Here is a 13,316-nt window from a genome sequence, read left to right on the forward strand (position 1 = left end):
TCATTTTCTCCCTTGACCTAAAGTCAAGTTTAGGTTTTATCATTTTAATATACAGAAAAATCACTGTCAAATACAGTCAAAGGAGAAATGATATGATGGAACATTTAACAATGACACAAAGCTGGGACAAAGTTTTTCCAAAAAGTGATATGGTCGATCACCGAAAAGTAACTTTCCATACGCGATATGGATTAACCTTGGCTGCAGATCTTTACGAGCCCAAAAACTCCACTGGTAAATTAGCTGCGATCGCTGTTGCTGGACCGTTTGGAGCAGTTAAGGAGCAATCATCAGGATTATACGCACAAACAATGGCTGAAAAAGGGTTTTTGACCCTTGCGTTTGATCCGTCTTTTACAGGTGAAAGTAGTGGTCAGCCCCGCTACGTTGCTTCTCCTGATATCAACACAGAAGACTTTCAAGCAGCAGTCGATTTTCTTTTTACACTAGACCATGTCGATCCGGAAAAAATCGGTATCCTTGGAATCTGCGGCTGGGGCGGTATGGCATTGAATGCAGCTACCATCGACACACGAATCAAAGCGACTGTTACCTCGACAATGTACGATATGTCCCGTGTAAATGCCAATGGCTACTTTGATGCGATGAATGAAGATGCCCGATATGATCTACGTAAAAATTTAAATGCACAACGAATAATAGATTACAAAAATGGATCTTATGCAAGAGCCGGCGGCGTGATCGATCCGCTACCTGAAGATGCGCCATACTTTGTCAAAGACTATCATGACTATTATAAAACTGCTCGCGGCTATCACGAACGATCCCTAAACTCAACGGACGGCTGGAACATTACTTCATCGCTTTCTTTTATGAACATGCCTCTTTTGCAGTATAGTAATGAAATTCGTAGTGCTGTTTTAATGATTCATGGTGAAAAGGCCCATTCTCTCTATTTCAGTCAAGATGCGTTTAAACGATTAACTGGTAAAAACAAAGAATTGCTGATTCTACCAAATGCATCCCACACAGACTTGTATGACCAGTTGGAGATCATTCCATTTGAGAAAATTTCAGCTTTTTTTGAGAAGCACTTTGATTAAACGTTTATAAAAAATGATAAAAGAGGAAGATATTACTCTGCAAGTTTTATCTCCCTCTCTTTATTCTATTTAGGTATTCCTTTCACAACAACTAGCTCCTAAAGACGATCTTTAGTTGCCTTTCTTTATAGCCAAATACTTTTCACGTGCTTCTTTTGATTCTTCTTTCATCGTTGGATAAGCTTTTTTTATATCATTTGCGGTAATGAAAAAGAAAATAATGGCTATAACTTCAATCGGAAAGACTGTTAATCCAATTAATATTAAAGATGCATCACCTGTTCCACCCATTGCAAGTTCTAACATCATTACGATCGCCAAGATAAGACCAACTATTTCTGCAACATACATCAATATCGGTGCGATATACTTTTTTTTGGATACCAACTTTAATTTACTTACGCCAACATGAGCCAAAATAGTAAACGCAAGTATGATCGTGCCTACCGATTTTATATTTATTCCTAAAAAAGATAACATGAATACTACTATGATAATTAGAGGGATCGAAATATAATAACCGTATATTTGATAAGGTCTCATTTTCTCTTTCATCTCTTGCTTTGCATTCCTCAACTCTTCCTTCAATGTTTCTAGCTCCTTTGATTTTATTAGGATCAATCATTTAATCCTGCCTTTTAGTATAGAATTCTTTAAGCTATTATTTTATCATATAAAAAACAGTTGTTCTTATCTATTTATTAGAGAAAATCCTAATTTTTTGACATTAATTATTTTTAATAGTTAGGAGATTTTCTGCTACAGTTAGACAAAGCACTAACAAACGTTTAAATTTTTTTAGTTTTTCTACCTCAAGCAATCAATTTTTCTAGGGATATGCTACACTATAGTTAGTCTATTTATTACGTTGTGAGGTCGATTATGAAGAAAAAAATTCGTGCATTTACCAAAGAAAACTGGCCATATATGACCGCCAGCTTTTTCATTCCTTTTTTTGTAATGGTCATTGTTTATTTAAGTCTTGGTATCTATCCAGGGAGCAGCCGCAGTGTGATGGCGAGTGACTCCTTTTCACAATTTTCTAATTTTCATGCAAGCTTCAATAATGTTCTTCATGGAAAACAAAGTATTTTTTATACATGGAATGCTTCTCTGGGTCTAAATTATCTTTCTTTGATTTCTTATTACCTTGGCGGACTTTTTACACCGCTTGTATTACTTTTTAAAAATCAAAATATTCCTGATGCACTCTATCTGATTACCTTACTAAAAATTGGATCAGCGGGTCTGTCTTTTTGGGTCTTTGCAAGAAATACCTATAAGATGCCAAAATGGGGCCATGTCATGCTTAGTGTCCCTTATGCACTGATGTCATTTGCCACTGCTCATTCTGAGATCATCATGTGGCTGGATGCCTTTACCTATTTACCGTTGGTCGTATTGGGGATTCATCGATTGATGGATAAACAAAAACCAACTTTGTTATTCGTCAGCTATTTGCTATTGTTCATCTCTAATTTTTACATGGGCTTTATGATCGGGGTCTTTTCATTCCTTTATTTCATTGCTCGGACATTGACCAATTGGACGCTATACAAAAAAAGGATCGTTTCTTATGGGCTGACCTCTTTACTAGCAGGCGGCGCATCGATGATTTTAGTCCTACCAGCTGTCCTTGATTTAAGAGCAAATGGGGAAACTTTGTCTCAAGTAACTCAATTCAAAACAGAAGCAACTGCTTTTTGGGATATTGTCATGAAAAATATGATCGGTGTCTATGACACGACTAAATATGGCTCGATCCCTTTCATTTATATTGGTTTACTTCCGTTGATTTTCTGTGTCTTTTATTTTGTCACAAAAGAAATTCCTTGGAAAAATAAAGTGCTGTTTGGTAGTTTATTCGTTATTTTGATCGCTAGTTTTTACATTACACCACTGAATTTATTTTGGCATGGGATGCATGCGCCGAATATGTTTTTATTCCGCTACAGCTTCTTATTCTCTTTTCTGGTGGTGCTTCTAGCTGGATATGGCTTTGAGAAATTCAAACAGGATGATTTAGGTTTGCTGGCAGGAACGACGATTATTTTGATCGCTATCTTTGCTTTAGCAGAAGGCACAAAAAGCGCAACGAGCTATGACTATATTCCGATCACTACGTTTATCTTGACGGTCGTATTTTTACTTTTATATTTAGCTGGGATCGTTTTTTACCAATTGAAAAAAATTCCGATGAACTACCTCATCATCTTATTACTATTATTGGTATCAACCGAAGCATTTATCAATACAAATGCCATGTTAAACGGTATTTTGGAGGATTGGAACTATGCTTCCCGCAGCTTGTATAGTGAGCCGTATCCGTCACTCAAGCAGCTAGTCGATAAAACAAAAAAAGACAATGATTCCTTCTATCGTCTGGAAAACCTGAACCCTGTTTCATCGAATGATAGTATCAATTACGGCTATAGTGGTGTCAGCCTGTTTTCTTCAATAAGAAATCGTCATTCCTCTTCTTATTTGAATGACCTAGGTTTTAGAGCAAGGGGAACTGCGCTGAATATTCGTTATCCGAACAACACACTATTGATGGATTCATTAGTCGGGATCAAATACAACATTTCTGAAAGTGATCCTTTGAAATTCGGCTTTTCCCCAACGGATAAAGCTGGAAAATTCTCATTATATGAAAATAGCAATGCACTGCCTTTAGGCTTTTTAGCAGACAAAGACATTTATTCTGTAAAACAGCCAGCCAATGACAATTTAAGTAGTCAAACTAATTTATTCAACGCATTGGCTGACCAGAAACAAAACTATTTTACATTTTATCAACCAACGATCCTCAATAAAAACAATGTGAAGATCGAACAAAATGGAACATCTGTGACTTACCGAGAGGTTCAAAATAACGTCGCTAAAGATATTACATGGACGGTCGATGTACCAGCAAACACACAAGCATACCTTAGCTTGTTCCCGACAGACTTTGCTCAGCTTGAAAGCTCAACAGCAACTATGTCGGTGAATGGGACAAGTCAAAAATCACAAATCAACATTACTGGACAATACTATAATCTAGGATATTATGACACTCCTACAACGGTCACATTCACGGTCAGCTTCTACGGTACAACAGCCGTGAGCTTTATGGAGCCAAAAGTGGTTGGAATGGATACCAAGGCCTTTGAACAATCTGTTCAGGCGATCCAGGATAAAGGTGCTGATCTATCTGCTAAAGGCCGTAAAGCAACTGGAACGGTCACCGCAGATAAAGACCAAGTGCTTTTAACAACGATTCCATATGATAAAGGCTGGAAGGCTTATGTCGATGGCAAAAAAGTTCCTGTAAAAGCATTTAAAAAAGCCTTTGTAAGTATTCCTGTAACAAAAGGTGAACACACGATCAAATTCGTTTATTTGCCGGAAGGCTTTATCCTTGGTACAGTTTTATTCGTTACCTGTATTGGTGGTTTTGTATTTTATGTACGCGTGATCAATAAGCCTAAGCTAGCTTTGGTCAAACCTCGGAAACGGAAACGTAAGAGAAAATAAAAAAATGAAAATAATCAACTAACAGCTCCTTCCTGTCATATTTAGAGATGACAAGAAGGAGCTGTTAGTTGATTACTTATTGAGCTTCTTCTCCAAGTAACATTGAACTAACTTAGTTCGTTCTACTTATTTGCGCTGATCATTAAGCCATATACCCGTTCACAAAGTGGTCAATTACTTATACTCAGATGTGGTTTTATTTATCACTATTTTTATTTCATCTTAAACGATATTTCTCTCGTAAATTACTCTTTCACTTTTCCATGTCTCATAACAATCTGTTAACCGCTTTATATACGTTGGAATGCATTCAGGTGAAGCCTCTGAAAAAGTCAGAGCATCATCTTCCGCTGCAACTGCCTCTGGATCATTTAAAAATTGTTCTTCCAGTTCTTTTTCACATCTTTACGTACATGAGGATAATACAGTACAGGATTTATTTTTACGTTCATTCTTGGTTGTTTATTTTCCATAAGCGCTCTCCTTAGGCTGATCTAAATCGAGAACATAATTCTATTTATCAATAATTTCCGAAACTCGCCCTTTGGAGATATGTGTATTTTTTTCTCTCCATTCTTTTAACGCAGAAAGAACTCTCTCTTCATTTTCTCCTACGAATCCCTCATACAAAACATCGCTTATGTCTTCTTGATTGAAGTATGCAAATTCTTCCATGCTTACTAATCCTGTTAATTGATTAATAGCCGCATAGTCCATGTAACATTTTTCTTCATTAATATTTACTATTGGTTGTCTAGCTATTATCATTAGAGGAATAATCCCTTCATTTAAATAAACTACACTACCTATCGGTAATAAATTTTGATCTTTCATATTATTTCTCCATTCTCGTTATTAAGTATTCAACCTTTTTTTTGTTTAAAATAGTGTTCCCGTTGAAAAAAAGTAAAAGCGCAATGACTGTTATCAATATAGCAAATAATCTTTCTTGAACCAAAAATGGAAGTATTATCGTTACAAATACTATTATCCCTATTAGAAATATTAGTGGCAAAATATTTTTAATGGGAACTTTTTTTTCTAGAGAAACATTTATTTCATATCCTTTCCCAACTAGATCTAAATCTCCATTACAAAATTTCTCTACGTTGGATAAGAATCGTTGTTTTCTATATTTTGATATCAGATAAAAAATTAGACTAAAAATTGTCCAAAAAATCATAAGATTAAAGATACCAGTTAATATGTTTGGAGGAAAATTAGTTTCTCCAAATATCCAAGATTTCTCGATACTATGCCTCAGAATTGCACTTAATACTATCCCTATAGAAATACCGATAAAATTTCGTTCGGATTTTTTTTTCATTGCAATCTTCATTTCGTCTTTAGAAATAATTTTATCTCTAAGACCTACATTTGACTTATAAATTTCACGTTTAATTTTATGCTTACCAAAACCGATTAAACCTGAATTTTGTCTTATCAAATATTCCTCATTATCTTGAGTTAGTAGTAACACCCATCCTAACACTACTTTTTTGTCATCAAAAGAGAGATTAAACAGTTCCCCTTTTTCAATTTTTGAATTATCTGTCATTAAAAACTCCTTCAAAAAAACACTAAAAACATAGCAGCGATAGTTTGTTTTAATATTACTTCACCATTTAGATTATTCTTCATCTTTTTCTATATTTACTATATATGTGACTTCTCTATCTGCAGTAATTTTCCCATTAAATAATGTTAGTATCAAAAGAATCGTTGTAAATATTAACATTAACCTTTCTTGAACTAAAAATGGAATGATAATGGTCAACACAATCAAAAATAGTTTCATTCCTAATAAAATGACTGTAGCTTTCAATACATGAATTATTTTCATACTACTTCACCACCATTTTAATATATTCTGTGTAATTTGTAAGGGACTATCTGCATATCCTTTACCAATTTCTACTAATTCTATTTCTAAATTTTGAATTTCTTTTTCGAATTTCTTCTTACGATAATAAAAAATCACCTTCAAACTTAGGATTAGCAGAATCCAAAAAAATATAAGATTAGTAATACCTGTTATATAATTTATTGGAAGATTGCTTTCCCCCCATAACCAATTCAATGGTATCACACCTCTTAAAATGGCTCCAATAGGAATTGCTAATCCAATTCCTAAATAACTTGTTCCTGTTTTTTTATGAGTTTGTTTTATAATTTCTTCACTTGAAACTGAATATTTTTTTAGTGATTTACTCGCTTTGTATATGTTTCTATTAAACTTAAATAACTTGAAACCAAATAAAAAAAAGTTTTGTCTTACTAAATACTCTTCGCCATCATTATCTACTAATAGCCACCATCCACGAACAATTTTTTTATTATCAAAAGAAATATTAAAAACTGTTCCTTGAATACTTATTTTCATGCAAATACCCCACTAAAAAGATTATTCACTCCGTTAGATATATTATTCCATCCTGAAACTACAGCTCGTCCTACATTATCCTCAAAATCTTTTACCCCTTTGAAATTATCACGCAACCAATCATTTCCAATACCTATAACTACTCCAGTTGCAATTGTCACACCAATCCCTGCACCGATTGGCGTAGCACCTAAAATAGCAACTCCAACTCCTGTAGCAATGCCCGTTGTAATTTCTTTTCCCCAAGCTTCTTCTGCCGAATCACCTTGCCATAAGTCGATTCCCACACCAATAAAAGTACCGCCAACTTCAGTTAGTGCTTTTCCAAAATATTTACTAACACCTTTAGCAGTATTTTCAATAGATTCTCTTGCAGCTGCAGTGGCTCCTGGAACTTGTCCTAAAATTCGTCCATCAGGCATAGTTATTGAATATCTATTCGACCAAATGGAACTAGATAGTTTTTCTCCGTATTTTGCACCAGCCTTACCTAGATTTTTTTCAATTTGATCTCCCGCAAATTCAGTTGCTGTTCCTTGAAGAACCGCGATAATATTCCCATAATCGGCCTGTTTATTTTGTAACGAGGTAAACCAACTTTTATCTGTTCCTTCTGGAAGCTTATATGACCCATCACTATTAATCGTAGTATTACTTAATACCAAACAACCTTGCATAGCAATATTCATATTGTTCAAGCTATTACTAAATAAACCACTTGTCTCAGAAGAAAATTGCCGTAGTTTTTCTAACTTTTCTTGTAACTCTTGAATATCCTGTTCATATTCAGTTGCCATACGATTTAACGATGCTTCAACGTTTAGTAGCGCATCTAATATTTTTGCGACAGGATTATTTCTAGAAAGACTTCTAGCCACAGATGCAGATGCTTCTACAGAAGCCTTCATCGCTTTCTTTGTAGCAATCTGTCGTGTCAATTTGTCTTCATCTAAATTTCCTTCACTAGCTACTTTTCCATCGGCATTTGTATATGTTTGTAGCTCTTGTTCAACTTCATCAAGTGCTGAAGTAACTTTACTGATCGTTGGCAAAATTAGATCACTAAATAATCCCTTACCGGCGGTATAAGCGGCTCCGGAGAGGGTTTTCCCATCCACAGCTGCTATCACTTTCTGACTACCAGATTTTAACTGTTCAGATGCTTCTTTTCCACTCTGTAAGTTCTTTTTTAAGGCAGCTATTAACTGCGCTGACTCTGAGCTAGAATAAATTAATCCCAAGGAATTTCACTCCTTTTTTTGTAAAGTTGTTCTGTCTCTTCCTCAAGTGTTTTCCGCTGATCGTGATACCCTTCAAGCAATTGATTTTCTATTTCTTGTAATTGTCGTTTAAAAAAATGTTCTTGATCTTCGTTTTTTTGTATCATGCGATACCTTTCTGAAGAACCATCCTGATGATCTTCTTCTAAGATCATTGCTAATGATCGATATCCTCTGTGTAACTCCTCATTTAAATTATGTAAACTATCTTCTATTTTGCGTTGGTCATGACTAAGATCATCAATACTATTTTCTTTTTCAAGAATCAAACGATTATAAGTTGCTCTCTCTTGTTCATTTTTATTTTTTCCCATGATAGAACTCCTCAAAATTTAATCTTACTATCTTCAATTGCGATGATCTCAGCTATTTTGGGAAACGTTTGACTTTGTTCCTTCACGCATTCAATGAGCTGTGATAAATTAGAAATTAACTGGTTACTGATTTCAGCGCCTTGTGTCATGCTATTAATATTACTTCTGCTTAATGTTACTTGTTGTCCGCCGGAAATCGAAACTGCACTGACACCCGCTACTGCTCCTGCAGCAGCTCCTATATCTGAAGCTATATTTGCCATATGAAAGCCACCTTTATCTAAATTATAATTGATTGAAAAGACCTAGAAACAAAACACTCCAATTCCTCTCATTTTTATAGTCCACGACCAATCGCAGAAGAAATATTTTGATCTGTTTCTTCCATGATTTGAGCAACTTCGTTTAATTGTTTATTGATCTGTTCTAAAAGCTCTGCAAACTCGCCTACTTTTGGCTTTAATGCAGCAAATTGATCATTGAAACTATCAAAACCTGAACCCTCCCAGTTTCCTTGAATCGTATCTTGTTCTGATTGTAATTTTTGTAAAATGTCATTTACTTGGTTAGAACCATCTGTATATTTTGTTGCAGAAGTTCTCAGTTCTTGTGGGGATAATTTAATTCTATCGCCTGCCATTTTGTTCATCTCTCCTTTTGAATTTTTATTGAATACGTTTTTTTATAATTTTAACACAAAAAGATGATTATTTTTCTCAAATTATTTATTCAAGTATGGTTATTTATGAGAGAAACTTACCCTTTTAGCTATTCTCCTATGTAAACATATATGAAAAATCACTATGATTTCTTCCGTCTAGCCGCAAACAAAAAAGAGCTGGTTTGATTACCAGCTCTTTTCATTACAACAATTATTTTGTTTAATCTAGTTTTATTTAGTATCTTCAGCAAATTTCGCTGATTGTGTACCTGCTTGACGTCCAAACACTATAATATCTGCAACAGCATTCCCGCCAATTCTATTTTGCCCATGAATTCCACCAGTAACTTCACCAGCAGCATATAATCCATTGATCACAGAACCATCTTCTTTTTCGACTTGCGTATCTGTATTGATTTTCACGCCACCCATCGTATGATGGATCCCTGGTGCAATTTTAATTGCATAAAATGGCCCTTTTGTTAAATCATAATCCATTGCTGTTTTACGTTCAAATGCAGTATCAGATTGACTTTCTACTGACTTGTTCCATGTATTCACTGTATTTTCTAAAGTCTTAGCATCTACATCGATTTTTCCAGCTAATTCCTCAATTGTTTTGCCTTCAACGACTACGCCTTGCTCTTTATAAAAATCAACTTGTTTTGCACGTTTTGCCAATTCTGAGTCAAATATCAAATAAGCATAGTGCTCTGGAAGAGCAGTGATTGCAGCAGAAACATTATCACGTGTCTCAAGTTCATTGTAGAAACGCTCGCCTTGCTGATTTACAAGAATAGCACCTTCACCACGTACTGTTTCGCTAATAAGCATACCTGTTTCTTGAACAACGGTTGGATGTACTTGAATTTGCTCCATATCAACAACTGCGCCGCCAAGCGCCTCGATCATTTTGATACCGTCTCCTGTGCTTCCTTCTGAATTCGTGCTGACATATCCTTTTAAATCTGGACGATATTTTTCGATCATTTCTTCATTGGCACCAAAACCACCTGTTGTCACAACAACTGCTTTTCCTGAGATGACTTTCTCTTCCCCATTCACTTTAGCAGTTACTCCGTTCACTTGACCGTTCTTTTCGTTTATTTTTACCACATCAGTGTTTACAAATAAAGGTATCTCTTTTTCGTGAATATTTTTAATCAAGCCATCTACTAAATAAGTGCCGACTGCGCCTCCATCATGTGGTCTGTGGATACGCTTCTGACTGGCACCGCCACTATAACTAATGTTGTCTAGAGTAATTCCCATAGAATCCAGCCAATCAATAGCAGAAGCAGAATGATCTACTAAATAATGTAGTAGCTCTTGATCATTAGTGCCTTTTCCACCTTTTAACGTATCATCAAAAAATGATTGATTACTATCTTCGATTTTTTGTTCTTTTTGAAATTTTGTCTCTGAAGCATTCATTCCGCCTGAAGACTTCAGTGTATTGCCGCCTGCAACTGGTAATTTTTCAAGAATGACTGGATTCATACCAGCATCTTTTGCAGACAACGCTGCTGCCATACCCGCACCACCAGCGCCGACAATAACAACATCATATTCGTCTTTTAATTTTGATGGGTCTGTGTATTCTTGTGCAGAAGCACCTGAATTCGCTTCAATAGAACTTCCTGTGCTCTTTTCTGTGCTTGATTTACTTGTTGAAGAACTATCTCCTCCACATGCACTCAATGCTAGAACCATTGTTAACCCCACAAAAACAGATTTCATTTTGTTTTTTTTCATGATTATCCTCCTAAATCAATTACAGCTATTCACTTGAGAAATAGTGAACAAGTACTTTTAAAATAAAGTATCTCTTTTTTACTCAATACTGTTTATCAAATAAAAAATTTGTTCATCATTTCACTATTTATATTAAGTCATTTAATAACATAAATCAATGCTTTTATCACAAAAATAAGATCATTCTAAGCGATTAAAAATCTCTTAGAAAGTTAAATTTCATCAAAAGAAAACTATTTCAATCTACTTTATAAATCAATCGAAAAACAAACTAAAATTTTTATTTTATATGTATAAAATATGAAAGTGTGTCCTTAGACCGTCCTCTTCTTAATAAGAATTAGTGATTCAATGAACTATTAGTGCACATCATTTCACTATTCTTAAATCTTTAGAAACTATTTTCCCATTGACATTCTAGTTCACTTCAATGTTATCATTTTGGCATAGGAGAACAGGAGATCTTTATATGAAAATAAGTGAACTATCCAAACTTACAGGGGTTAAGAAAGAAACCATAAGATACTACGAGTCTATTGGTTTACTTACGCCTGATCGAAATACAAACGGCTATAGAAAGTATACAGAACAAGAATTAAAAGATCTTAGCTTCATTTTAAAGCTCAAACGTTTATCGATTCCATTGAATGAAGTAAAGATGCTGATGGATATAAAACGTCAGAATACAAGTATCGCATGTAAGGAAGAAACCCTGTACTTTTTAGAGCAATACATCAAAATAAGCCAGGATATATTAGCATTTTTAACAAAATCCATCGATATTTTAGTTGATATCAAACACATTGTTGGTAAAAATAACCCGAATGAAGAAAATGAAATCATTCAACGCTTAGCATTATTTGAGGAGGAATTCTAAATGAAGCTTATTCTAAAACTTGAATCTATCTACCTCCTTCTCATTGCTTTATTCTTCTACTTTTCTGTCTTTAAATTTAGCTGAGGAACTCTCTTCGTTTTTCTATTTGTACCTGATCTATCGATGATTGGGTATCTCTTGAGTGATCGAACGGGCGCGTATATCTACAATATTATTCACAATTTAGTATTACCAGCGATTCTGCTTGCACTAGGTCTTTTTTTCGATTCTTCATTTTTATTGATGTCATCGTCAATCCTTTTCATTCATATTTTTATGGATCGTTCCTTAGGCTACGGGTTGAAGTATTTAGATAGCTTTCACCACACTCATTTATAATGAATACATTAAAAAGTCCGAGAAAAACTAGAAAACAGTTTTTCTCGGACTCTAATTCTTAAAAAACGGTGCTAAAAGTCAGGTGCTTCTCTTTCCTTAAATGCATTTCCCTATCGCATCAAAAAACCATTGTTTAAACTGACCACTATCTAAATCCACACAAACACGGCAATTCGCAGTTTTTCCTAAATAACCATTCAAATCAACCAATGTCGCACCAGCAGTCAGTGCACCTTGTGTTTCAACCGCCACATAGGTCTCTCGCACGTCAAACATTTCTGGTGCTAGTAAATAGGCAATCGCACAGCCATCATACATATGCAGCCCAACATCCAAGTTACCGCTGCGGTAGCTTTGAAACAGCTGATCGATCATCTCTCCTGTCTTATTCATCTTCTTAAGCTTCTTGCAGTCTGCAGCTGAGATCAATGCTTTTTCACCAACATCTAAACCAACCATCGTCAAAGGTAAACCACTCTCAAAAACAATTTTAGCTGCTTCTGGGTCTGCTGCGATATTAAACTCCGAAAGAACACCAGTATTTCCTCTCGCTAAAGAGCCGCCCATCAAGACAAGCTCCTCGATTCTTTCAGAACATTCCGGGTACATTCGAAGCAGCAACGCGATATTCGTCAATGGTCCAATTGCCACGATCGTCGTCTTTTCTTTTGTTTCCATCAAAGTCTTATACATATCGATCACTGCATGATTTTTCGTCAGCAGTTCATATTTAGATTCTGTAAATTCGTAACCATCCATCCCTGTACTCCCGTGAATTTCACTCGCATCGATCGCATCGCGAAGTAACGGACGGCCTGATCCGATCGCCACTGGAATCTCTTTATCCCAAAACGCCAACAGCTTCAGTAAATTTTTGGTCACCTTGTCTACACTGACGTTTCCTGAAACCGTTGTAAATAATTTTACATCCAACCTTTCATCAAATAATGCAGTTGCAATCGCGACTGCATCGTCGATTCCTGGATCTGTGTCGATAATTATTTTTCTTTTTTTATTCACTCTACCTTGTCCTTCCTTTAGACCTTAGCGTCATCAAGCTCTTCTCCCAAATGACCTTAACTTAGCCAAAGCACTCCTTTTTGTATAAAAAACAGGAAACAAAA

General features: G+C 35.3%; 14 protein-coding genes and 1 pseudogene. 4 read left to right on the forward strand and 11 right to left on the reverse strand.

Annotated features, from left to right (window positions below):
- Nucleotides 1-92: 92 nt before the first annotated feature.
- Complete coding sequence (locus IGI58_RS07180; RefSeq protein WP_429953968.1) at nucleotides 93-1,064, forward strand: alpha/beta hydrolase; 972 nt, start codon at nucleotides 93-95, stop codon at nucleotides 1,062-1,064.
- Between the two features lie 111 nt (nucleotides 1,065-1,175).
- On the opposite strand, the gene IGI58_RS07185 is transcribed toward IGI58_RS07180, so the two are convergent.
- Nucleotides 1,176-1,652: a hypothetical protein gene (locus IGI58_RS07185; RefSeq protein WP_429953967.1), complete on the reverse strand. Its 477-nt coding sequence runs from the start codon at nucleotides 1,650-1,652 to the stop codon at nucleotides 1,176-1,178.
- Between the two features lie 294 nt (nucleotides 1,653-1,946).
- Between IGI58_RS07185 and IGI58_RS07190 the strand changes: the two genes are divergently transcribed.
- The gene (locus IGI58_RS07190; RefSeq protein ID WP_429953966.1) at nucleotides 1,947-4,583 is read left to right on the forward strand and encodes a YfhO family protein; all 2,637 of its coding nucleotides are present in this window, start codon (nucleotides 1,947-1,949) and stop codon (nucleotides 4,581-4,583) included.
- A 513-nt stretch (nucleotides 4,584-5,096) separates the two neighbouring features.
- On the opposite strand, the gene IGI58_RS07195 is transcribed toward IGI58_RS07190, so the two are convergent.
- From IGI58_RS07195 to IGI58_RS07235, 9 genes are all read right to left on the reverse strand, one after another.
- Nucleotides 5,097-5,417: a DUF4176 domain-containing protein gene (locus IGI58_RS07195; protein ID WP_088270513.1), complete on the reverse strand. Its 321-nt coding sequence runs from the start codon at nucleotides 5,415-5,417 to the stop codon at nucleotides 5,097-5,099.
- Between the two features lies 1 nt (nucleotide 5,418).
- Nucleotides 5,419-6,141 carry a hypothetical protein gene (locus IGI58_RS07200; protein ID WP_429953965.1) on the reverse strand — a complete coding sequence of 241 codons (723 nt, stop codon included), beginning with the start codon at nucleotides 6,139-6,141 and terminating at the stop codon, nucleotides 5,419-5,421.
- 72 nt (nucleotides 6,142-6,213) lie between these two features.
- A complete protein-coding gene (locus IGI58_RS07205; protein ID WP_429953964.1) occupies nucleotides 6,214-6,426 on the reverse strand; it encodes a hypothetical protein in 213 nt (70 codons plus the stop codon).
- A gap of 6 nt (nucleotides 6,427-6,432) precedes the next feature.
- Entirely contained in the window at nucleotides 6,433-6,966 is a 534-nt protein-coding gene (locus IGI58_RS07210; protein WP_429953963.1) for a hypothetical protein, read from the reverse strand.
- Complete coding sequence (locus IGI58_RS07215) at nucleotides 6,963-8,207, reverse strand: T7SS effector LXG polymorphic toxin (RefSeq protein WP_429953962.1); 1,245 nt, start codon at nucleotides 8,205-8,207, stop codon at nucleotides 6,963-6,965. Before IGI58_RS07215 ends, IGI58_RS07210 begins: the two co-directional genes overlap by 4 nt.
- On the reverse strand, nucleotides 8,198-8,560 hold the full coding sequence (locus IGI58_RS07220) for a hypothetical protein (RefSeq protein WP_429953961.1): 363 nt from the start codon (nucleotides 8,558-8,560) through the stop codon (nucleotides 8,198-8,200). The genes IGI58_RS07215 and IGI58_RS07220 overlap by 10 nt, the downstream gene beginning before the upstream one ends.
- Nucleotides 8,561-8,571: 11 nt before the next feature.
- On the reverse strand, nucleotides 8,572-8,823 hold the full coding sequence (locus IGI58_RS07225; RefSeq protein ID WP_429953960.1) for a hypothetical protein: 252 nt from the start codon (nucleotides 8,821-8,823) through the stop codon (nucleotides 8,572-8,574).
- 74 nt (nucleotides 8,824-8,897) lie between these two features.
- Nucleotides 8,898-9,200, reverse strand: a complete 303-nt coding sequence (locus IGI58_RS07230) for a WXG100 family type VII secretion target (RefSeq protein ID WP_088270508.1) — start codon at nucleotides 9,198-9,200, stop codon at nucleotides 8,898-8,900.
- A gap of 252 nt (nucleotides 9,201-9,452) precedes the next feature.
- Complete coding sequence (locus tag IGI58_RS07235; RefSeq protein WP_429953959.1) at nucleotides 9,453-10,976, reverse strand: flavocytochrome c; 1,524 nt, start codon at nucleotides 10,974-10,976, stop codon at nucleotides 9,453-9,455.
- A gap of 469 nt (nucleotides 10,977-11,445) precedes the next feature.
- Here IGI58_RS07235 and IGI58_RS07240 point away from each other — a divergent pair, with 469 nt between their 5' ends.
- Together IGI58_RS07240 and IGI58_RS07245 are read left to right on the forward strand one after the other, a co-directional pair.
- Nucleotides 11,446-11,853 carry a MerR family transcriptional regulator gene (locus IGI58_RS07240; RefSeq protein ID WP_429953958.1) on the forward strand — a complete coding sequence of 136 codons (408 nt, stop codon included), beginning with the start codon at nucleotides 11,446-11,448 and terminating at the stop codon, nucleotides 11,851-11,853.
- Nucleotides 11,854-11,955: 102 nt separating this feature from the next.
- Nucleotides 11,956-12,192, forward strand: a pseudogene (locus IGI58_RS07245) (DUF4260 family protein); the annotation flags it as partial.
- 96 nt (nucleotides 12,193-12,288) lie between these two features.
- Here the strand turns inward: IGI58_RS07245 and rihC are convergent.
- Nucleotides 12,289-13,212, reverse strand: coding sequence for a ribonucleoside hydrolase RihC (gene rihC, locus IGI58_RS07250; protein WP_429953957.1), 924 nt, complete (start codon nucleotides 13,210-13,212; stop codon nucleotides 12,289-12,291).
- Nucleotides 13,213-13,316 lie beyond the last annotated feature (104 nt).

Source organism: Enterococcus sp. AZ020 (assembly GCF_050499205.1).
GTDB lineage: Bacteria > Bacillota > Bacilli > Lactobacillales > Enterococcaceae > Enterococcus_L > Enterococcus_L dunnyi.